Annotated in this window: 20 protein-coding genes and 1 pseudogene; 17 read left to right on the top strand and 4 right to left on the bottom strand. The window is 56.5% G+C overall.

What is annotated here, in order from left to right:
• Window positions 1-40: 40 nt before the first annotated feature.
• Window positions 41-268, top strand: coding sequence for a hypothetical protein (locus tag ACT3RQ_RS02865; RefSeq protein ID WP_444679983.1), 228 nt, complete (start codon window positions 41-43; stop codon window positions 266-268).
• 69 nt (window positions 269-337) lie between these two features.
• Window positions 338-640 (top strand): antibiotic biosynthesis monooxygenase family protein, encoded by a 303-nt coding sequence (locus ACT3RQ_RS02860; RefSeq protein ID WP_172117880.1) that lies wholly within the window; start codon window positions 338-340, stop codon window positions 638-640.
• Between the two features lie 25 nt (window positions 641-665).
• Here the strand turns inward: ACT3RQ_RS02860 and ACT3RQ_RS02855 are convergent, their stop codons facing one another.
• On the bottom strand, window positions 666-1,592 hold the full coding sequence (locus ACT3RQ_RS02855) for a 1,4-dihydroxy-2-naphthoate polyprenyltransferase (RefSeq protein ID WP_444679982.1): 927 nt from the start codon (window positions 1,590-1,592) through the stop codon (window positions 666-668).
• Between the two features lie 152 nt (window positions 1,593-1,744).
• Between ACT3RQ_RS02855 and ACT3RQ_RS02850 the strand changes: the two genes are divergently transcribed.
• Genes ACT3RQ_RS02850 through menH form a run of 4 tightly spaced genes read left to right on the top strand, consistent with a single transcriptional unit; the run spans window position 1,745 to window position 6,191 of the window.
• Window positions 1,745-2,245, top strand: coding sequence for a DoxX family protein (locus tag ACT3RQ_RS02850; RefSeq protein WP_172117882.1), 501 nt, complete (start codon window positions 1,745-1,747; stop codon window positions 2,243-2,245).
• A 16-nt stretch (window positions 2,246-2,261) separates the two neighbouring features.
• Window positions 2,262-3,656: an isochorismate synthase gene (locus ACT3RQ_RS02845; protein ID WP_444679981.1), complete on the top strand. Its 1,395-nt coding sequence runs from the start codon at window positions 2,262-2,264 to the stop codon at window positions 3,654-3,656.
• A 5-nt stretch (window positions 3,657-3,661) separates the two neighbouring features.
• A complete protein-coding gene (gene menD, locus ACT3RQ_RS02840) occupies window positions 3,662-5,434 on the top strand; it encodes a 2-succinyl-5-enolpyruvyl-6-hydroxy-3-cyclohexene-1-carboxylic-acid synthase (RefSeq protein ID WP_444679980.1) in 1,773 nt (590 codons plus the stop codon).
• Window positions 5,424-6,191, top strand: a complete 768-nt coding sequence (gene menH / locus ACT3RQ_RS02835) for a 2-succinyl-6-hydroxy-2,4-cyclohexadiene-1-carboxylate synthase (RefSeq protein WP_444679979.1) — start codon at window positions 5,424-5,426, stop codon at window positions 6,189-6,191. The genes menD and menH overlap by 11 nt, the downstream gene beginning before the upstream one ends.
• A gap of 19 nt (window positions 6,192-6,210) precedes the next feature.
• Here menH and ACT3RQ_RS02830 read toward each other — a convergent pair whose 3' ends face one another.
• Window positions 6,211-7,680: an anion permease gene (locus ACT3RQ_RS02830; RefSeq protein WP_193054214.1), complete on the bottom strand. Its 1,470-nt coding sequence runs from the start codon at window positions 7,678-7,680 to the stop codon at window positions 6,211-6,213.
• Between the two features lie 347 nt (window positions 7,681-8,027).
• Between ACT3RQ_RS02830 and frdA the strand changes: the two genes are divergently transcribed.
• The 8 genes from frdA (at window position 8,028) to ACT3RQ_RS02790 (ending at window position 15,978) form a co-directional block, all read left to right on the top strand.
• Window positions 8,028-9,815: a fumarate reductase (quinol) flavoprotein subunit gene (gene frdA, locus ACT3RQ_RS02825; RefSeq protein WP_172117886.1), complete on the top strand. Its 1,788-nt coding sequence runs from the start codon at window positions 8,028-8,030 to the stop codon at window positions 9,813-9,815.
• Window positions 9,812-10,564 carry a succinate dehydrogenase/fumarate reductase iron-sulfur subunit gene (locus ACT3RQ_RS02820; protein WP_192528230.1) on the top strand — a complete coding sequence of 251 codons (753 nt, stop codon included), beginning with the start codon at window positions 9,812-9,814 and terminating at the stop codon, window positions 10,562-10,564. Before frdA ends, ACT3RQ_RS02820 begins: the two co-directional genes overlap by 4 nt.
• A gap of 10 nt (window positions 10,565-10,574) precedes the next feature.
• Entirely contained in the window at window positions 10,575-10,976 is a 402-nt protein-coding gene (locus tag ACT3RQ_RS02815; protein WP_444630890.1) for a fumarate reductase subunit C, read from the top strand.
• The gene (gene frdD, locus ACT3RQ_RS02810; protein ID WP_193054218.1) at window positions 10,973-11,392 is read left to right on the top strand and encodes a fumarate reductase subunit FrdD; all 420 of its coding nucleotides are present in this window, start codon (window positions 10,973-10,975) and stop codon (window positions 11,390-11,392) included. Before ACT3RQ_RS02815 ends, frdD begins: the two co-directional genes overlap by 4 nt.
• Window positions 11,393-11,433: 41 nt before the next feature.
• The gene (gene menB, locus ACT3RQ_RS02805; protein WP_193054219.1) at window positions 11,434-12,294 is read left to right on the top strand and encodes a 1,4-dihydroxy-2-naphthoyl-CoA synthase; all 861 of its coding nucleotides are present in this window, start codon (window positions 11,434-11,436) and stop codon (window positions 12,292-12,294) included.
• Window positions 12,294-13,268, top strand: coding sequence for an o-succinylbenzoate synthase (gene menC, locus ACT3RQ_RS02800; protein ID WP_444679978.1), 975 nt, complete (start codon window positions 12,294-12,296; stop codon window positions 13,266-13,268). The genes menB and menC overlap by 1 nt, the downstream gene beginning before the upstream one ends.
• Window positions 13,269-13,286: 18 nt before the next feature.
• On the top strand, window positions 13,287-14,690 hold the full coding sequence (locus ACT3RQ_RS02795) for an AMP-binding protein (RefSeq protein ID WP_444679977.1): 1,404 nt from the start codon (window positions 13,287-13,289) through the stop codon (window positions 14,688-14,690).
• Window positions 14,691-14,781: 91 nt separating this feature from the next.
• Window positions 14,782-15,978, top strand: a complete 1,197-nt coding sequence (locus ACT3RQ_RS02790; protein ID WP_444679976.1) for an MFS transporter — start codon at window positions 14,782-14,784, stop codon at window positions 15,976-15,978.
• Between the two features lie 100 nt (window positions 15,979-16,078).
• On the opposite strand, the gene ACT3RQ_RS02785 is transcribed toward ACT3RQ_RS02790, so the two are convergent.
• On the bottom strand, window positions 16,079-16,936 hold the full coding sequence (locus ACT3RQ_RS02785) for a PhzF family phenazine biosynthesis protein (RefSeq protein WP_444679975.1): 858 nt from the start codon (window positions 16,934-16,936) through the stop codon (window positions 16,079-16,081).
• Between the two features lie 66 nt (window positions 16,937-17,002).
• Between ACT3RQ_RS02785 and ACT3RQ_RS02780 the strand changes: the two are divergent.
• Window positions 17,003-17,905 (top strand): annotated as a pseudogene (locus ACT3RQ_RS02780) (aminotransferase-like domain-containing protein); the annotation flags it as partial.
• 110 nt (window positions 17,906-18,015) lie between these two features.
• Here ACT3RQ_RS02780 and ACT3RQ_RS02775 read toward each other — a convergent pair.
• On the bottom strand, window positions 18,016-18,876 hold the full coding sequence (locus ACT3RQ_RS02775) for a LysR family transcriptional regulator (RefSeq protein ID WP_444679974.1): 861 nt from the start codon (window positions 18,874-18,876) through the stop codon (window positions 18,016-18,018).
• Window positions 18,877-19,011: 135 nt separating this feature from the next.
• On the opposite strand from ACT3RQ_RS02775, the gene ACT3RQ_RS02770 reads away from it, so the two are divergent.
• Together ACT3RQ_RS02770 and ACT3RQ_RS02765 are read left to right on the top strand one after the other, a co-directional pair.
• Window positions 19,012-19,644: an ankyrin repeat domain-containing protein gene (locus ACT3RQ_RS02770; RefSeq protein ID WP_444679973.1), complete on the top strand. Its 633-nt coding sequence runs from the start codon at window positions 19,012-19,014 to the stop codon at window positions 19,642-19,644.
• The gene (locus tag ACT3RQ_RS02765; protein WP_087110979.1) at window positions 19,641-19,859 is read left to right on the top strand and encodes a hypothetical protein; all 219 of its coding nucleotides are present in this window, start codon (window positions 19,641-19,643) and stop codon (window positions 19,857-19,859) included. The genes ACT3RQ_RS02770 and ACT3RQ_RS02765 overlap by 4 nt, the downstream gene beginning before the upstream one ends.
• Window positions 19,860-19,878: the final 19 nt, after the last annotated feature.

The raw sequence follows: 19,878 nt of genomic DNA, 5'->3' as shown, positions 1-19,878 counted from the left end.
AGATTGTTATTGGTCGTTAGCGTAAGTTGGGAAATGAGTGATGAAAATTCTAAACGGGATGTTTTTTCCCGATGGGGTTGGAGCTTTTGATCTCCTGCCCGTTGAGCGACCCTGGCTGCTGCCAGCCGCCTGCCGCCCAGGCAGCGAGAAGTTTAATCCAGCACTTCAGGCTTGTTGGCATCTGCTGGTGGCAGCAGATAATAGGGCGTGGGCACGACCAGCAGGCTCAAGCAGCTTTCTTATAAAGCCTAAGCTGTTCGTTACTTAACGGTGACGTTACCATCAAGTTGTCGCCGCGTAACTAACTTGGCAGGACCAACTTAGCAGGAGAGTTGTCATGTATATCGCAATGAACCGTTTTCAGATTGCCCCAGGCCGCGAAGAGGATTTTCTGGAGGTGTGGCGTAAGCGTGATTCGCACTTGAGCGACGTGCCCGGTTTCAAGCAGTTCAACATGTTGCAGGGCGCAAGCCAGGAAGAGCACACCGTGTTTATTTCCCACAGCGTATGGGAGTCGGAAGCGGCTTTCCGCGCCTGGACCCAGTCAGAGGCGTTTCGTAAGGCTCACGCGGGCGCCAAGTCACCGGAAGGTATCTACCTGGGGCCGCCCAAATTTGAAGGTTATGAGGTCGTGCTTTAAGCACGGGGCAAGCGGCTTGGCCTCTTTAATAGAGCGCTAGGCCGAGTGAGAGCAGTACACTGTAAATCAGCGTCGATAGCGCGGTTTTTTTCAGCATGCCGGTAAGCGTTTCACCGTCGGTAGTGTGGTGTAGCGTTCTGGCAGCGTCTGCTAACGGTTTGGCAACCAGCAGGCAGCTCCAGCTAAGCCAGGGGGCGGGCAGTGCGACCAGATAAATCACGGTGAGCAGTAGCGCCATTGCCAGCAATATCCAGTGGTAGGTAATGGCGTTAGCGCGGCCCAAGCGCACCGCCAAAGTGATCTTGCCGTTGCGCGTGTCACTTTCGATATCGCGCACGTTATTCACGTTCAATACAGCGGTTGCCAGTAACCCGCAAGCGGCCGCGGGCAGTAGTGTAAGCCCGTCCAGTTGTTGTGCATGCAGGTAGTACGTGCCGAGCACCCCTAACAAGCCGAAGAAGATAAAGACCGCAATATCTCCCAGCCCCCGGTAGCCATACGGCGTGCCGCCCAGCCCTACGGTATACGTGACCGCGGCCAGCAGCGCGGCAGCACCCAGAAGAATAAAGATGAGAATGGACGCCCACTGATTGCCAAAAGCCGTCAGCAGTAGCAACAGTCCACACAGGGCGGCAACGACCGCCATCACCACCATTCCACCGCGCATAGCGCGAGGGCTCAGTAACCCTGACGAGACCGTGCGAACCGGGCCTATGCGCTGGTGATCATCCGCCCCCGTCGCTGCGTCGCCGTAGTCATTGGCCAGGTTTGAAAGCACTTGCAGGGCAATCGCTGTTAGCAGGGCAAGTAGTAGCACGCTCGGATTAAACCCTTGTGCGTGCGCCGCAAGGCCTGAGCCAAGCAGGATAGAGGCACATGCCAAAGGCAGCGTACGAGGCCGGGCCGCTAATAACCAAACCTGGAACGGGCGGTGCTTGTCGGGTTGATCCATTGCTTTGGTGTCCTGGTCGTGATGACGTTAAATGACTAAAAGGGCGTGCGTAGCTATGTATTATTAAGTGCTAAAAAGTAGACCTGCGTCAAAAGAAGCAGCGGTGTCTTATCGCAAACTATTGTTAATCCCTCTTAACAGGAGTTAATTCGATGATCGGCGACTTATTTAGACAAAGCAAATATGCAGCGCTTGTTTGGCTAGCCTTCCGGCTTTATCTTGGGATTACTTGGCTCAGTTTGGGAATCGGCAAACTGACGGGCGGTTTTGATGCGCAAGGGTTCCTGAGTAACGCGGTGGCGAACCCTGTAATGCGGGAAGGGAGCATGGTGTATCCCAACTACGTTGCTTTTTTGGAGCATTTTGCGCTGCCCTATGCGGGTATGTTTAATGTAGTGATCCCACTGGGGGAGATACTCGTGGGGTTGGGCTTGATCGTGGGGGTGCTGACCTCCTTTGCAGGCTTCTTCGCTATTGTAATGAATATGTCGTTTCTAATGGCGGGTACGGTCTCCACTAACCCGTGGATGATTGCGTTAACCTTTTTCTTACTGGTAGCGGGTGCGAACGCTGGCCATTTTGGGGGAGACCGCTGGGTCTTACCCTATATCAAGCAGAGGCTGGGCATTACGCGCCGCACCCGATTTATCTGAGACGCGGGGCCACTGATTGTCTGAACACATGCGCTGGGTAACAGGCAGCAGCGTCGCTTACGGGTTGGCGCATATGAACAGCCAGAGCGCTGTCGCTGAGCTTATGGACCGGCTTGATACATTGTCTGTGCCGTCCATCCAAGGGGTTATACGCCTGAGCGTGCCTTGCCGCGTTGATAGCCTGATGGGATGGTTGGACGCGCAAACGGTTTTTCCGCGCGGCTACTGGAAAGCGCGTGACGCCGGTGCAACTGAGTACGCGACGCTAGGCATGGTCAGCGCGGTCGATTCGCTTGAGACGCTACAGGCCGACCTTGCCAAACTCGCAACCTTGCCTGGTGAGCAGCCGGACTATTTCGGCGGCATGGCGTTTGATGCTACATCGCCCGGCTGGGAAAATTTCAAAAGTTGCTGTTTTATATTGCCGCGTGTTGAACTTAAGCGCTCACAACAGGGGGTGCTACTGACGCTCAATCTGCGCTTTGACGACCGCTGCGGCGACCTTGAAATAGCTGAAGCCCGCGCCTTTTTAGCCAGTCTCCAGCAAGAACAACCGCTGCCCCCTCTGCGTCCGCATGCCTATTTACGTTATGACGCCCCTGCCCAGCAGGCGTGGTCAGCGTGGGTGTCCCAAGTGACCCACGCTGATCAGCTGTGCCATACGCCCAAAGTGGTGTTATCGCGAGAGACGCGTTTGGTTATCGCGGACGATGCATCGAAAACGCCATCGCCCTGGGCGCTGCTGGGCTGCTGGCAGGCAGAGGCGGCGGCGTGCTTTCAACTGGGCATTCAGTGGGATTCAGAGACCGCCTTTATCGGTTGCCCACCGGAGCGCCTTTATCAGCGAGAAGGTACGCAGCTGGTAACCGAGGCGCTAGCGGGTACCACCCATCGTGGCGCTGATGCACGAAAGGACCAATACCTTGCCGAGGCACTGTTGGTAGATACGAAAAACAGCCTGGAAAACCAGTGCGTTTATGAGGATATTCTTACCCGGCTTGAGCCCTTGTCTCGCGATGTTCAAGCCGGGGAGGCCCATGTTCTTAAGCTGCGCTCTGTGCAGCATATCCGCCGCCTTATTCATGCCGAATTGCATCACACGGTGACGGACCAGGCGCTGCTTGCCAGTTTGCCGCCTACTCCAGCGGTAGGCGGTGTTCCTCGTGCATCGGCGCTGGCGTTTATCCGGCAGCACGAACATCACCAGCGGGGTTGGTATGCGGGTGTATTTGGCCGGGTGAGCCTGGCCAGTACGGAGCTTGCGGTGGCGATCCGATGCGCTCATATCGGCGCTAATGAGATTCGCCTTTATGCCGGTGCGGGCATTGTCGCGGGCTCTCAGCCTGATGCAGAGTGGCGTGAGCTGGACAACAAAATTGCCGACATTATGTCGCTGCTCAACATGGGGTAATACCAATGACCGCGAACGCCATGCCGCGCGGCTTTCCGCTTCAGCACGCTACCTTTAACCATGTGTGGGCCGCACTGTTGCTTGAGGAGCTTTACCGCTTGGGCATGCGCGATGTTGTGCTGGCGCCTGGCTCACGCTCGTCGCCGCTCACCATGGCGGCCAGCGAGCATACCGGGCTTCGCTGTCACTGCCATTTTGACGAGCGTGGCCTGGCCTTTATGGCACTGGGTCTTGCGCGCGGAAGCGGCCGCCCGGTGGCGGTTATCACCACCTCGGGCACGGCGGTTGCCAATCTGTATCCTGCCGTCGTGGAAGCCAAGCTAATGGGGGTGCCGCTGGTAGTGCTCTCAGCCGACCGCCCTATTGAGTTACTGGATAACGGCAGTAACCAGGCCATCGACCAGCGCGATATCTTTGCTCGACATACCGTGATGCATCACGACCTTTCGCCTCCTGGCCCTGAACTGAGCGCCGCGTTTCTACTTAGCACCGTTGATCAAACTATTGATCAGCAGCAGCGGACGCCAGGCCCTGTGCATTTTAACTGCCGCTACCGTGAGCCTCTTTACCCTGGCCACCAAAGAGAGGATGCCTCGAATTATCTGGCGCCTCTTGGTAGCTGGCTGGCCTCTTCAGAGCCGTGGAGCCAGTGGGTATCCAGTACACAAACGGCGGTGTTTTCTACCGAATGGGCGGGTTTTTCACGACAGCGAGGCGTTATCGTAGCGGGATGTATAGATGACCCGCACCAGGCGCAGCATGTGGTAACGTTATCCCGTCGATTAGGCTGGCCACTGTTGGCGGATCTACAAAGCCAGGTACGTTTTGACCGCCAAAATGTGATCCATTTTGATCTCGCGCTGCACGATCCTCATTTTGTCGAGGAGTTGGAGCGGGCCGATGTGTTGCTGCAATTTGGCGGGCGGCTTATTTCCAAGCGCCTGACGCAGTTTATTGCGCGCCATCCGTGGCAGGATGTTTGGCTGGTGGACCCGCGTCCTCAGCGGCTCGACCCTGATTACAGCGTTAAGCGTCGCTTCGTTTGCCCGCCCGAGGCCGTGGTGGCCGCGCTTGAATTTGAGCATAAACATGAGCGTGAGACCGGGACAGGTGCTGAGCGCACGCCTTGGCACCGGCTTAACCAATGCCAACAGCGCATCAGCGATATCGTGAATCAACGCTGTAACACCTTTTCAGAGCTAGGCATTTGTCATCGGTTGTTGCAGCAGGCAACCGGACAGCTGTTTGTGGGTAACAGTATGCCCGCAAGGCTGATGAACATGCTGGGAACGTACCGCACAGCGCCGTTGCGGGTGTTCACCAACCGGGGGGCTTCCGGTATCGATGGGCTGATTGCCACGGCCTACGGCGCCAGCGCTACCAGCGACCAGCCCACTACGCTGATTGTGGGCGATATCAGTGCATTGCATGATCTTAATAGCCTGGCGCTGCTGAAACAGGCCGTTCACCCGCTGGTGGTGATCATTCTTAATAATGATGGCGGCAGTATCTTTCATATGCTGCCAGTGCCCAAGGAAGGTGAGCTACTTGAGCGTTATTTCCGTCAGCCACACGGTTTGAGTTTTGAGTACGCGGCGCAAATGTTTGGGCTTGCCTACGCCGCACCTGGCTCGCTGGAGAGCTTCGAAGCGGCCTATGCCCGTGCCTTGGAAGAAGGCGTTACACTGATTGAGCTTAACGTGCCGCATCAGCAGGTTGCAGACGATCTTGTGGCGCTGGCGGCAACGCTAGGTAGGCTCGATAACCATGAAGGCTGACTATGAAGCGCACGCCCAGCCACGCCCAACACTGGTTATGCTGCACGGCTTGTTGGGTGACCGCCACGATTGGGCGGAGGTCATCGCTGTATTGAAAGATGTGCCGTGCCTGGCGTTGGATTTACCGGGCCACGGCCAAAATTACCAAGTGGTGGTCGACTCTTTCTCCGCTTTTCATCACTGGCTAACCGATACGCTGGTCGCGCAGGGGATTCAGCGCTATTGCTTGCTGGGCTACTCGCTGGGTGGGCGTTTGGCGCTTGATCACGCCCGCCGCCAACCTGCGGGGCTTGAGGCGCTTTGGCTGGAGAGCGCTCATCCAGGCTTGCCGGAAAGCGAGCGCGATGAGCGTATGGCCCATGATGCACGCTGGGCACAACGCTTTGCGCTGGAGCCTCTTGAACGCGTGCTTACCGAATGGTATCGGCAGCCCGTTTTTGCTGACCTTACACATGCGCAGCGAGCGCGGCAGATTGAACGGCGGTTGGCCAATCATGGCCCGTCCGTGGCGACAATGCTGCGAAGCACGTCGCTCGGCAGGCAGTCTTCTCACTGGCCGTGGCTGGCTGAAACGTCACTGCCTATTGGTTACTTTTCAGGTCGTCAGGATACTAAATTTCATGCACTGGCCACCCGCTTGGCTAACGTAGCCCCTCGTGTGTACCCTATAGCGCTGGAAGGCGGGCACAACCTGCATACAGAGCAAGCGAACAGCATCGCCGAACCGATTAGCCGATGGTATCAACGCCTCGGCTAAACGGCTCGCTCACCTGGATTCAGTTAATCAACAGCAGCCACGGCAAACCGATAGCCAGCCAGGCCACTAAAAACAGCAGACCAAAAATAGCCCCTAGCCGCCAATAAAGGGCGCTTGGCAGATAGCCGCTGCCATAGTAAACCGGGCTTGGGCCGGTGCCGTAGGGGGTAATAATGCCCATAAAGCCCAAGGTAGGGAGCAGCAGCAGAATGAACATCTGCATGTCCAGCCCTGCAATACCGGAAGCTGCCGCCAGCATCACCGGTAACAGGGCGGTAACGTGGGCTGTGACACTGGCAAACAGGTAGTGCAGGAGATAGAAAATCACCGTGAGCGCCACCATCGCCATGACGGGGTTAAAGTGGCTGATTTGCTCACCCACCACGCCACCAAACCAGTTGACGAACCCGACCTGGCTTAGCCCGCCTGCCAGCGCCACCAGCGTTGCAAACCACACAAAGGTATTCCAGGCGGCTCGATTGTCGAGGATATCGTTCCAGCTCACGATGCCGGTCAGCAGCATGCAGCAAATCACCACCAAGCCTACCAGGGAGGCGGACACAACATCGCCCGCAAAAATCCACAGTAGTAGCGCAGAGACGACCATGATGACCAGCAGTATCTCATTGCGAGTAAGCGCCCCCAGTTTGTTCAGCTCATCCCGCGCCCAGTTGGACACTTCTTCACCGGCTTTCACTTCTGGCGCGCAGAGCCAGTAACAGAGCAGTGGGACCAGCAACAGCAGCAGAATGCCAGCGGGCGCTACGGCGATAAACCACTGCCCCCAGTTAATATGAATACCGGTAGCGCTTTCTGTCAGAGCAATGGCCAACAGGTTGGGGGCAAGCGCGGTTAGAAACAGCGAGCTGGTCACACAGGTCGAGGTGATCGCTGTCCACATCAGAAAACTGCCCATACGTTTCATGCTGGGGTCATTGGGCTGGGAGTCGTAAAGCGGCGGCAGATTGCGAATGACCGGATAAATGGTGCCTCCGCTACGCGCCGTGTTGGAAGGTGTAAAAGGCGCCAGCACCGCATCGGCGATCATTACCGCGTAGCCCAGCGTTAATGTGCGCTTGCCCATGGCCTTGACCAGCCAAAGTGATATGCGCCTGCCTAGCCCGGTTTTTTCATACCCCAGCGCGAACATAAACGCGCCAAAAATCAGCCACACTGTCGAGTTGGTGAAGCCCGAAACTGCCCATGAAAAGGCCTGGTTGGCAGCATTAAAGCCTTCGGTCGCTAGCTGTTCGGGTGAAAACAGCACCCAGCGGGAGAGCAGCGCCACCAGAGTCACACCGATTAACCCAATGACCGCGCCTGGCAAGGGTTCAAAAATCAGCCCAACCACACAGCCCAAAAAAATAGCGAAGAAGTACCAGGCGTGAGGGGCAACCCCCTCAGGCGTGGGTATCAACGCAACGATAATGGCCACTACAAGCGGCGCCAACAACTTCCAGTCAAATGCCGATTGCACACTACTGTTCATATCAAGCTGCCCCTCTTTTGGGCTGCGAAAGCAGCCGAATCTCTTCACTGCTATCGCGGTTGATTTTCATCTGCTTGCGGTTACATACGTTGCAGAGAATGGCGATAGCGACTAATAGTTAAAAATTGTAGTTGGAATTCTTTATTAAAATTAATAAATGAGAAATTAAACGTAACTACTCTTGTTAAAGCATCGCCTGTCTTAAAGGTGTATTTCTTGATATGCGTCAATAGAGCCTGGCATGCGGGGATAGCACGTACCTGGAGTGTGATAAGTTCAACCAAAAGACACCGCATCGAAGCGTGTCGCCACTACCGCCTTTGGCCTGGCTACAGAAAGGGAGCATCATGCAGCATCGAGATTTCGATATCGTGATTGTGGGTGGAGGCGGCGCAGGCTTGCGTGCCGCTATCGCCGCGGCAGAAAGCGCTAAGGCACAGGGCATTTCTCAAAGCATCGCTCTGATTTCCAAGGTCTATCCTATGCGCTCGCATACCGTTGCCGCTGAGGGCGGTGCGGCGGCGGTAACCAGCGAGGAGGATACGCATCAGGCGCATTTTGACGACACTGTGTCGGGTGGCGACTGGCTGGTTGAGCAAGGCGTGGTGGACTATTTTGTGCATCATGCCTACCAGGAACTGGTGCAGATGGAGCGCTGGGGCTGCCCCTGGAGCCGCAAGGAAGATGGCAATGTGCAGGTACGCCGCTTTGGCGGCATGAAAACCGCACGTACCTGGTTTGCCGCCGATAAAACCGGCTTTCACATGCTGCATACCCTGTTTCAAACCTCGCTCAAATATTCCCAAATTGAGCGCTTCGATGAGTATTTTGTCCTTGATCTTGCCGTGCACGAAGGGGCTGTCATCGGCGTCATTGCCCTTCAAGTGGCCACCGGAGAGCTTATTCTGCTGCGCGCCAAAGCCGTGATATTGGCAACAGGAGGTGCCGGGCGCCTGTTTCGCTTTAATACCAACGCAGGGATCGTGACTGGCGACGGGATGGCGATGGCCTATCGCCACGGTGTGGCGCTTAGGGACATGGAGTTTGTTCAGTATCACCCCACGGGTCTTCCCGGCTCCGGCATTTTAATTACCGAAGCGTGTCGTGGCGAAGGCGGTATTTTGCTCAACAAGGATGGCTACCGCTACCTTCAGGATTACGGGCTGGGCCCGGAAACCCCACTGGGCAAGCCGGAAAACAAGTACATGGAGCTGGGCCCTCGCGATAAGCTCTCACAGGCCTTTTGGCAGGAGCAGCAGGCGGGCCGCACTGGCACCTTTGGCGATAGCGATGTGGTCTATCTTGACCTGCGCCACTTGGGCGAAGCCTACCTTCTTGAGCGCCTGCCCTTTATCTGCGAGCTGGCTAAATCCTACATTAACGTTGACCCGGTCAAAGAGCCGATCCCTATCCGCCCGGCGGTGCACTACACCATGGGCGGTATCGAAACCAATCCCTACTGTGAAACGTCGGTTGCCGGGCTTTATGCGGCGGGTGAATGCGCCTCTGTTGGGCTACATGGTGCTAATCGCTTGGGTTCCAACTCGCTCACTGAGCTACTGGTGTTTGGTCGTTTAGCGGGGGAGCAGGCAAGCCAGCGCGCGGCGCAAACCGAGTGGGCAGACATGCACCTTCTGGAAACCCAGGCTGCCCATCAGCAGGCAAAACTAGCGCATCTTTGTGATGGTGAGGGCAGCGGCGAGACTTGGGTGACGCTTAAGCATGCCATGGTGCAGGCCATGGAGAGTGGCTGTGGTATTTATCGTACCGAAGAGGGTATGCGGCAGTCGTTGGAGACGATTCGTGAACTGCGGGCGCGCTATCAGAAGATTCGTGTCAACGACACCAGCAAAATATTCAACACAGAGTTGCTTGAGTGCATTGAGCTTGGCTACGGGCTGGATATTGCCGAGGCATCTTGCCTTGGTGCACTGGAGCGGCGTGAGTCCCGTGGCGCTCACCAGCGCTTGGATGACGGTATGCAAACGCGCGATGACGTTAACTACCTCAAGCACAGCCAGGTGTTTTATCAAGGCGATGCACACGCTCGGTTGGCATGGCAGGAGGTAGACGTGCGTTTTTCCGCGCCCGCAGAACGTACCTATGGGGATGCGTCCAAGGGAGGCAAGGCATGAGTACTCAGCAGGTATCTACCCGGCGCATCAGCGTCAAACGCTATTTACCCGACAACTCTACCGAGCCCTATTGGCAGGAGTATGAGCTGCCAGTCGACGACAGCACCTCATTGTTGGATGCGTTGAATCACATCAAAGAGCAGCTCGACAGCACTCTGAGCTACCGCTGGTCGTGTCGCATGGCGATCTGTGGCTCCTGTGGCGTTATGGTTAATGGCGTCCCCAAGCTTGGCTGTAAGACCTTCCTGCGCGACTTCGACGATGAGATCCGCATTGAACCATTGGCGCACTTTCCCGTGCAGCGCGACCTGGTGGTTGATATGGAGATATTCCTCGATCACCTGGCCGCCGTTAAGCCCTATCTGATAGACGACAACCCGGTAAAGCCCTTTGATCCGAAGGCGCCAGAAACCTATCGCCAGTCGCCCCGGCAGCTTGCCCGTTACAAGCAGTTCGCTAACTGTATCAACTGTGGGCTTTGTTACTCCGCTTGCCCGCAGTTTGGGCTTAATCCTGAGTTTATTGGCCCAGGAGCCATTGCGCTGGGGCACCGCTATAACCTGGATAGCCGGGACCATGGCAGCACGCAGCGAATGGCCGAATTGAACCGCCATGAAGGCGTATGGAGCTGCACCTTTGTAGGCTTTTGCTCAAAGGTGTGTCCCAAACACGTTGACCCAGCGGCGGCTATCAATCAGAGCAAGGTGGCGTCCGCTAAGCACACGCTAATTGCGTTGTTTAAGGGCTAGGAGAAAGGGTATGGATAAGTCGACATCTCAACGCTTTGTGCCGTTAAAACGTAACTGGTGGCTGAAACTTCGCTTTTTTAAACTCTATATGCTGCGTGAAGCGACGGTGATACCGCTGGTTTTTTTCCTGCTCTGCCTACTGGCGGGCATGGTCGCGCTGCTCCAGGGCCCAGAGAGCTGGCAACGATGGATCGCCTTTATGGGATCTCCCATCGTTTTGCTGCTCAACCTTTTGGCGCTAGCTGCTAGCCTGTTTCACGCGGCGACCTTTTTTGTGCTGTTTCCTCGCGTTATGCCGCTGCGCATCGGTAACTACCAACTGCCGGATAAGGCGATTGTGGCGGGGCAGTGGGCGGGCGTTCTGGCCGTACTGCTGCTGTTTATCTGGCTGTTTGGGAGGACGTCTGTATGACTAAACCAACCATGAATGCGTCAGGCGCGGGCAGCCAGCGCACGAATCAGCTCCCCCACCACCAGGCCTACGATGAGTCGCTATGGTGGGGGCTATTCAGTGCAGGTGGCGTCTGTTTTGCTGTGCTACTGCCCTCTGCCATCCTGTTTTTTGCCGTGCTGCTTCCCTTGGGCTGGCTACCTGCCGACGCGCTCAGCCATGAGCGTGCATCGGCACTGCTATTCAGCGTGCCTGGCTTTCTGTTTGTTGGCGCGGCGGTCTGTTTGCCGCTTTTTCATGCCGCCCATCGCCTGCGCCACGGAATGTTTGACCTTATTTTGGGCCGCGATACCACCAATAAAAAGCTGATGTATGGCGCTGCGGCGCTGTTAAGCCTTCTGGCACTAGGGCTGGTCGTGGCAGGTATGTTGCGCTAAGCCCGAAAGACGCCAATACCTAATGAATCAGGAAACCTTGAATGATCCACGGACTTACAGAAGCGGAACTTTATCAACCGGTTGAGTGGCAGGACCACTCCGGCGACTACCAGGATATTCGGTATCATGTCTCTAAAGAGGGCATTGCGCGCATTACCATCAATCGCCCAGAGGTGCGTAACGCCTTTCGCCCCTTGACGGTTAGCGAAATGATTCAGGCGCTTGGTCGCGCACGTCACGATAGTCGCGTCGGTGCGATTTTGCTCACCGGCGCAGGCGATAAAGCGTTCTGCTCTGGCGGTGATCAGCGCATTCGCGGTGACTATGGCGGCTACCAGGATGAGCAGGGCACTCATCACCTGAACGTGCTGGATTTTCAGCGTGATATTCGGACCTGCCCCAAGCCGGTTGTCGCCATGGTGGCAGGCTACGCGATTGGCGGTGGGCATGTGTTGCATCTTATGTGCGACCTGACCATTGCGGCGGATAACGCGGTTTTTGGCCAGACCGGCCCCAAGGTGGGCTCTTTCGACGGCGGCTACGGTGCCTCGTATATGGCGCGCATCGTGGGCCAGAAAAAAGCCCGCGAAATCTGGTTTTTGTGCCGCCAGTACAGCGCTGCGCAAGCGCTGGAGATGGGCCTGGTCAACCACGTGGTGCCGCTGGATGAGCTTGAAAAAGAGAGCGTGCGCTGGTGCCGGGAGATGCTGCAGCACAGCCCCATGGCGTTACGCTGTTTGAAAGCGGCACTGAATGCCGACTGCGATGGCCAGGCCGGGCTGCAGGAGCTAGCGGGTAACGCCACTATGCTCTATTACATGACCGATGAAGGCCAGGAGGGGCGTAACGCGTTTAATGAGAAGCGGCCCCCGGATTTCTCACGTTATCCGCGTAACCCTTAATGCCATTAGCGCTTTACCGCTACGCGCTGCCACTTCGCCAGCCGCTGCTGTTTAACGGCCAGCGGATCACGCAGCGAGAAGGGCTGCTGGTGTCGATTAACGGGCAGTGGGGTGACATTGCGCCACTGCCTGGTTTTTCAGCAGAAACCTTAACCGATGCCGAGACCGAAAGCAGGGCCTGCCTAACCGCCTTGAAGCGCGGTGAAGAAGCAGTGCCCACGCTCCCCTCGGTACAGTTCGGGTTCGACTGTGCACAGCACGTTTGGCCCCCACACTGTTCCGCCGCGTTAGCGCCTTACCCACTATTACAAGGCGAGCCCGTATCGCTGACTGCGATGCTGGATAGCGCGTTAGACAACATACGCAAGGGCGGGCAGCCGCCACCTTCGCGCCTCAAACTCAAGGTAGCGCGTTACGCAATGAGCGACGAGCTAGCGCTGGTCGCCAGGCTGTCTGAAAAGCTGCCCGCTACCCAACTGATTCTGGATGCCAACGGCGGCTGGACGCGTGAGGAGGCCACGCGATTTTGTCGACAGCTACCGCGTGAACAGATCGACTACCTGGAAGAGCCCTGCTCCACGTTTGCTGACACCATTGCCGTGGCCGATGCAGCGGGTGTGAAGATTGCGCTGGATGAAACGTTGTCACGTAACGCGCCCTGGTATTCCCATCCTCATATTGCTGCCCTGGTGATTAAGCCTACGTTGATAGGCGCGCTAAGCGCCTGCGAGGCACTTGTACAACGGGCACGGGAAGATAATCTGCGGGTGGTTATTTCCTCAAGTTTTGAGTCTGACCTTGGCCTCGGCCTGCTGGCTCGGCTGGCCCGCCAATGGGCGCCTACAGAACCGCCGGGGCTGGATACCGGAAACTGGCTGGCTGAACGGGTAACCACCACGGCAGGCGAGGTCGTTGTTGGGCGCTTGACGTGCCTCTATCAAGCGACGTGTCTCTATCAAGATATGCAGGAATAACCAGGAGCGTGCCGCGTGATGCAACCTTGCCCCATTAACTATTGGGCCACCGAAACCCCGCAGCATATTGCGCTACACAGTGGCTCAGCGACGATTACTTATCGAATGCTCGATAGGCGTATCGCCGCGTTGGCGCGACAGCTGGCGCAAAAGGGGTTTCAGCCTGGGGACAAATTAATGGCCCCGGCCAAAGGCGCATTGGCCTCGTTATTATTGGCCTGGGCTTGTCTGCGTGTCGGGGTGGTTTTCTGCCCGCTTAACCCGGCCTTTCCAGGCACCCAGCAGCACGCGCTTGCCCAGCGCCTGCAGGCCAGCCGCATTTGTTATACGGAAGGCGAGCAGGGTGACGCGCAGGTAACATCATCTGCTCCAGCGCCGATTACCCTCGATTTTTCCGAAGAGTTAATGACCGAACAAGCGGTGCAACTGGATACCGATCAGCGCTGTAACACCGTTTTTACCTCGGGTTCCAGCGGCGTGCCTAAAGCGGTACTGCACCGGCTGGGGAATCATTTGGCCTCGGCCAAAGGTTCGGCGGCCTTAATTCCTGTTGACCAACAAAGCGGCTGGCTCTTGTCGCTACCACTGTTTCATATTGGTGGCTACGCGATCCCCTTTCGCGTATTTCTCGCAGGTGGCCGGGTCATTCTGGATGATGGCGCTGCGCCGCTAGCTGCACGTCTGGAACAACAGGCTATTACGCATCTTTCACTGGTACCCACTCAGCTCTGGCGCTTGTTACAAGCGGGCTTTGACCCCGCCAGGACACAGCTGCGCGAACTGCTGCTGGGCGGCGCGGCAATCCCCGCTCCGTTGGTGGCACACATGACCTCGCTGGGGCTGGCGCCAAAAGTTAGCTATGGGCTATCTGAAATGGCAAGCCAGGTCTGTACGGGGACTCCTACGGCACCAGGTGTTGTCGGCAAGCCACTTCCGGGACGCGATGTTCGGATCATCGACAATGAAATACAGGTGCGGGGCGATACCCTGTTTAGCGGCTATTTAAGTAACGGTGCGCTGGACTCAGCCCTAAATGACGAGGGCTGGTTTGCCACCCGGGACAAGGGGTATTTCAATTCTGCGGGGGAGCTGGTGGTTGAAGGGCGGCTAGATAACGGCTTTATCTCCGGCGGTGAGAACATTCAGCCGGAAAGCATCGAACAGCGGTTGGTGGATCACCCTGGCGTCGCCCAAGCGCTGGTGGTTGCTGTGCCACACCCCGAGTGGGGTGAGCGCCCCGTTGCCTTTATTGATTGGCATGCGCAAAGCAGCGAAGATCAGGCTCTGGCCCGTTGGGTGCGCGAGGCGCTGCCGGGCTTTATGGTGCCCGATGCATGGTTGGCGTGGCCCTCGGTGCAAGGGCTAAAGCCCTCACGCACACACTTTGCAAAACTGGCCCAAGAGCAGTTGGCCGCGACATAACACATCCATTAACGTTCGTTGGCTATGTGAGTTCCCATTCTTGACTCGCCTTCTGAGAAGGTGGATCTCTGTATTTTCGATAAGGACATTTATGAGCTCTTCTCAGGCGCCGGAAACGCGGCGCACAGGTGTATTTTTAGGGGCGGCGCTCGCTTTCATGATCACCATGGTGGGCACCACGCTGCCCACGCCGCTTTATCCGATCTATCAGCATGAATTTGGTTTTTCGGATCTGATGATTACCGTCATCTTTGCGGCGTATGCGGTGGGGGTCATTTCAGCGTTATTGATTACCGGGCAATGGTCTGATCAGCTAGGGCGCAAGCCGCTGCTGCTTGCCGGGCTTTTCCTGTCAGCGGTAAGCGATATCGTATTTTGGCAAGCCGATGGGTTAGGCATGTTGCTTACCGGCCGCGTACTTTCGGGGCTTTCAGCGGGTATCTTTACGGGTACTGCCACCGTGGCTGTCATGGAGCTGGCACCCCGTTCCTGGGGGCGCTCCAGCACGTTGGTTGCTACCGCCGCCAATATGGTCGGGTTAGGTGTCGGGCCGATACTTGCGGGGGCGCTGGCCGTGCTGTTTGCGGCACCGTTGGTGCTGCCGTTTGCTATTCACTTCGCGTTAGCGCTGGTAGCGGTGGTGTGTATCTGGCGAGCGCCTGAAACGGTTACGCGCCCAGCGAATATCAAACTTCGCGTTCAAACACCTAAAATCCCTCCCGAGGTGCGCAGCGTTTTTATACCCGCGGCTATCGCAGCGTTTGCTGGCTTTATGGTGTTCGGTTTTTATACAGCGGCAACCCCCGCCTTCCTGGGCCAGCAAATGGGCTACACCAATCATGCACTGATAGGGTGTGTGGCAGGGCTGCCGTTTATCGCCTCGACCATTGGGCAAATGTGCCAAGGGCGACTGCCTGAGCCTGGAAGATTGCCGATTGGGTGTGCTGTGCTGCTTGTCGGTGTGCTTATCATTGCGTGGGGGATTGCTTACGAGCAACTGCTTGGCTTCATACTGGGCGCCATCGTTGCGGGCATTGGTCAGGGCATTACCTTCCGGGCGGGCATGGGTGCGATATCGGCGGCCAGTTCCCCTCAGCACAAGGCAGCAACGGTATCGTCTTTTTTCGTTGTTGCGTATGTGGCGATCTCGCTGCCCGTCGTCGGTATCGGCCTGCTAGGGATAGTCGCCGGCCAACAAATCACTGCGCTAACGTTTGATCTCATCGTAGCGCTGCTGTGCTGCGTGGCGTTGGTGCTGCTATTGAAGCCACACCGTCTTGGCCGTTGAACGGTATCGGCGGTTATTGCCCGTTGGCTGAAAAGCGTCTGGGCAGGATAACGATGCCTGGGTCAATCAGTGCACGATGAGTTGGCTTTCAAACCGCTTGTTAATCTCTCAAGTAAAGCTCTCCCTTGCCCACCAGCACAGCACTGCCGCCTACCTGAACCAGGCCGTTATGCAGGGTGGTTTCAATAACGCTGGCGCGGCCCATTTCAACGCCTTGATGAATTGTCCAGTACGTCGTTTCGTTAAGAGTTGCCAAATACCCGGTTAATGCCGCTGCGGCACTGCCGGTTGCGGGGTCTTCGCAAAGGCCATGTTCCCTGGAGAACATACGGCTACGAAGCGTTGTTTCTGAGCGGTCAGAATTTTCTCCTGTGTAGAGATATATTTGCTCCGCACCGCTCGGGGCAACGGCCTCTGCCCATATGTTTGCTGAAATGTGTATGTTTTTTAGGGCTGCCAAGTCACTCAGCTCGATCAGATGAAAAGCCAGCCCGCAGGATGAGATAACCGGCGTGCCGATGACCTGATGGGGCTGTAAGCCGAGCAGTGCCGCTGCCGATTGCTGGTCCAACGTGCTTGGCGTAATGCTGGCGGGCCTTGCGGCCGTAAACACGGCGTTCTCACCTGAGTAGCGAATGGGTAACTCGCCTACAGGCGGGTGAAGCACCAGCGTTTGCGCACGGCTTACCAAGCCAAGCTCGGCTAGAAGCTGCGCAGTGCCGACGGTCGGGTGGCCGGCAAACGGTAGTTCTTGGGTGGGCGTAAAGATCCGCATCGGGTAGTGGTTTGGCTCACTGGGCACACTTAAGAAGACCGTTTCGGCAAGATTAAGCTCATTGGCGATCGCCTGCATGGTGGCTGTCGGCAGCCCGTCGGCATTTAAAAAGACGGCTAGCTGATTGCCCGAAAAAGGCTGATCGGTAAATACGTCCAGCAGGTAATATTCAGCGGTTTTCATATCGTTCTCCTTTTCATAATGTGTGCTTCCAAAAGGATTTACGACCCTCCTTTTGTGCCTGGGCAGTCGGTGTCTCGCCCCGCTCAGAGGCCGTTGGATATCTCTCAATGGGATCAGGTGCTGGAGTTGATTGCTACACAGAGTGACGATAATCGACTTCTGTTGGGCCGCGGCGTGCCCAATCTTGATTATGAAACGCTAAAACCGCTGTCGAAAATTCTCGCTGGCCTGCATCGCAGCAGAGATGTTAATGGATTTAATTACGATAAGTTAAGCGGCAGCCCCGAGCTTCGTCAGCAGGTGGTCAAGCTTGCCGTGGCTTCAAACTGTCTGCTTCACCCCGATGACCTTCTGATCACCACGGGCTGTCAGGAGGCGCTTGCCATCGCGCTGCGCACGCTCACTAAGCCCGGTGATGTGGTGGCGGAGGATTCACCGAGCTTCTACGGCACCATGCAGATTCTCAAGGCCAACGGGTTAAAGGCCTTGGAAATACCCACCGACCCGCAAACCGGTATCAGCCTGGAGGCGTTGGAGCTAGCGTTAGAGCAGTGGCCGGTTCGTGCCATACAGGTGACGCCTACGTTCAATAATCCATTGAGTTATACGATGCCCGAGGCGCGTAAGCGGGCGCTGTTTCAGCTTGCCCAGCGCTTTGATGTTGGGATTATTGAAGATGATATCTACGGCGATCTGGCCTTCACCTAGCCCAGACCGTGCACTATTAAATCCTTTGATGACGACGGGCGCGTACTGCTGTGCAGCGGTTTTTCCAAAACGGTGGGGCCAGGCTTACGGGTCGGCTGGTTAGCGCCGGGGCGCTATCGTGATCAAGCGCTACACATGAAGTACGTCTCGACCGGAGCGTCGGCCACATTACCGCAGCTAGCGGTGGCAGAATTCGTCGCCAAAGGGTACTACGAGCGCATCAAGTCCAAACTAAGAGGCCTGAGCCCGGTGCAGTACCGAATTCAGGCCTTGTCCGCTTAGTGTTTTACTGTCCAAGTTTTTGGGGTCAGTTCAGATGAATGAGTCTTCTATATTTTCGACGACCGATGGCACCACCATCCCTAAGAGGCCTATCGCTCAACCTCATCCGCAAGTATCTGAATGATCTCGGATACGAAAGGACTGTCCTGGTCCGCTTGGTGGATTGCGATTTCCATGGCGTCAACAGCAGGCAAGGTCGGAACTTCTTGCATGCCAGAATTGACCACGCGCCTTGGAAGAAGACTAATCCCGAGACCGGCATTGACCGCGCTCAGCAGGCCGGCGAGGCTGGAACTCGTGTAAACAAGATGCCATCCGCGCCTGATGTTATCGAGGGCAGTAATCATTTGGGCGCGATACAATCCATCCGAAGGAAAGGCAACAAGCGGCAGCGGGTCGCAATCGGCCAGCGCATGATTTTTGCTTTGATACCAGGACAGCGGCTCGGGCCAATGCATTACTCCGCGGGCCTCGCCGCGATGCTGTTTGACCAGAACTAGATCCAGCTCCCCTCGATTATAGGCACCGTATAGATTGCGACTCAGACCACTGGTAACTTCCAGCTTCAAGTTCGGATGCTGCCGGACAAGCGCCGCAAGTACTTGTGTCACCCGGCCCGAAGCGAAATCCTCGGGCAGACCGAGCCGAAGGGTAATATGACGCGCTACTCCAGACACGACGGCGGCAGCTTCCGCGTTCAGTGCCAGGATACGACGTGCATAACCCAGCAGTCGCTCGCCCGCCTCGGTGGGTGTGATGCTATTGCGTCCGCGATCAATCAAAAGCCCGCCTGCCACCTCTTCCAGCCTCATTATCTTCTGGCTGACCGTTGATTGAGTCGAGTTCAATTGCCGTGCTGCGGCTGTAAAGCTGCGCGTGTCGACCACCGCCACGAAACTGCGCAACAGGTCGGAGTTGAACGGCTTATTCGATTTATCACTGGTTTTCATTCAGATATTTAATTTCCAAATGGCTTTTTTGTCCACTATATTTTTGTCTATGATTTTTATCAGCAAGAAGGGACTTTTATGCGCAGCCGCTTACAGGCCACTTTCGCCTTCACACTCCTCGTAGGATGTATAACCATGATCGATTCCGTTGCTTTTGGCGGAGTCCCTGTCGCTCAGGCTAATCCTTTGCTGATCTCCGCTGCTGAAAACGATGATATCGCTGGTGTTCGAGAAATGATCGCCAGTGATATACAGCTCGACGCGAGGGATAGTCGTGGGCGGACAGCATTACTCGCTGCAACCCATGCGAACCGAGTTGAGACCGCTCGCCTACTTATTAGTGCCGGGGCTGATGTGAACGCTAAAGACGACATCGAAGATAGCCCCTACCTCTATGCGGGCGCGCGCGGACATCTGGAAATACTGCAGATGACGCTATCCCATGGCGCTGATTTGGCGAGCGTCAACCGCTATGGCGGTACGGCGCTGATTCCTGCGGCGGAACGGGGGCATGTGGAGACTGTTCGAACCCTAATAGAGGCCGGCACGGATATTGATCATGTCAACAACCTCGGCTGGACGGCGTTGCTGGAGGCTATCATCCTCGGCGATGGCGGGCCGCGATACGGAGAGATTGTGGGGCTGCTGGTCGACGCCAACGCGGACGTGAACCTGGCTGATAGGGATGGGGTCACGCCGCTGCAGCATGCGCGACAACGCGGATATGCTGACATCGCTAGTTTGCTAGAACAGGCGGGTGCGAAATGAATGACAAGGCGTATCTGGACGAGGCGATCAATCTTGCCCACAAGAATGTTGCCAATGGAGGGCGTCCATTCGGTGCCGTGCTGGTCACGGATGGCAAAGTGATCAGCCGAGCTGTCGCAGCCACTTGGCATTTTATCGATTGGATCGTTGATTTACCTCTTCGAGGAAAATGGCACTGTCCTGATTCTATCGGAGGCACGAGCAGTTCCTCCTGAGCAGAGCTTAGTCGTATGA

Source organism: Halomonas sp. AOP43-D1-4, assembly GCF_052446175.1.
GTDB classification, from domain to species: Bacteria; Pseudomonadota; Gammaproteobacteria; order Pseudomonadales; family Halomonadaceae; genus Vreelandella; species Vreelandella citrativorans.
The sequence above is the reverse complement of the archived record's forward strand: the minus strand, read 5'-3'. Positions and strand labels throughout refer to the sequence as shown.

Coding starts and splice junctions, on each gene's coding strand:
- ACT3RQ_RS02865 (WP_444679983.1), top strand. CDS start 41: ATGAAAATTCTAAACGGGATGTTTTTTCCCGATGGGGTTGGAGCTTTT.
- ACT3RQ_RS02860 (WP_172117880.1), top strand. CDS start 338: ATGTATATCGCAATGAACCGTTTTCAGATTGCCCCAGGCCGCGAAGAG.
- ACT3RQ_RS02855 (WP_444679982.1), bottom strand. CDS start 1,592: ATGGATCAACCCGACAAGCACCGCCCGTTCCAGGTTTGGTTATTAGCG.
- ACT3RQ_RS02850 (WP_172117882.1), top strand. CDS start 1,745: ATGATCGGCGACTTATTTAGACAAAGCAAATATGCAGCGCTTGTTTGG.
- menD (WP_444679980.1), top strand. CDS start 3,662: ATGACCGCGAACGCCATGCCGCGCGGCTTTCCGCTTCAGCACGCTACC.
- menH (WP_444679979.1), top strand. CDS start 5,424: ATGAAGGCTGACTATGAAGCGCACGCCCAGCCACGCCCAACACTGGTT.
- ACT3RQ_RS02830 (WP_193054214.1), bottom strand. CDS start 7,680: ATGAACAGTAGTGTGCAATCGGCATTTGACTGGAAGTTGTTGGCGCCG.
- frdA (WP_172117886.1), top strand. CDS start 8,028: ATGCAGCATCGAGATTTCGATATCGTGATTGTGGGTGGAGGCGGCGCA.
- ACT3RQ_RS02820 (WP_192528230.1), top strand. CDS start 9,812: ATGAGTACTCAGCAGGTATCTACCCGGCGCATCAGCGTCAAACGCTAT.
- ACT3RQ_RS02815 (WP_444630890.1), top strand. CDS start 10,575: ATGGATAAGTCGACATCTCAACGCTTTGTGCCGTTAAAACGTAACTGG.
- frdD (WP_193054218.1), top strand. CDS start 10,973: ATGACTAAACCAACCATGAATGCGTCAGGCGCGGGCAGCCAGCGCACG.
- menB (WP_193054219.1), top strand. CDS start 11,434: ATGATCCACGGACTTACAGAAGCGGAACTTTATCAACCGGTTGAGTGG.
- menC (WP_444679978.1), top strand. CDS start 12,294: ATGCCATTAGCGCTTTACCGCTACGCGCTGCCACTTCGCCAGCCGCTG.
- ACT3RQ_RS02795 (WP_444679977.1), top strand. CDS start 13,287: ATGCAACCTTGCCCCATTAACTATTGGGCCACCGAAACCCCGCAGCAT.
- ACT3RQ_RS02790 (WP_444679976.1), top strand. CDS start 14,782: ATGAGCTCTTCTCAGGCGCCGGAAACGCGGCGCACAGGTGTATTTTTA.
- ACT3RQ_RS02785 (WP_444679975.1), bottom strand. CDS start 16,936: ATGAAAACCGCTGAATATTACCTGCTGGACGTATTTACCGATCAGCCT.
- ACT3RQ_RS02775 (WP_444679974.1), bottom strand. CDS start 18,876: ATGAAAACCAGTGATAAATCGAATAAGCCGTTCAACTCCGACCTGTTG.
- ACT3RQ_RS02770 (WP_444679973.1), top strand. CDS start 19,012: ATGATCGATTCCGTTGCTTTTGGCGGAGTCCCTGTCGCTCAGGCTAAT.
- ACT3RQ_RS02765 (WP_087110979.1), top strand. CDS start 19,641: ATGAATGACAAGGCGTATCTGGACGAGGCGATCAATCTTGCCCACAAG.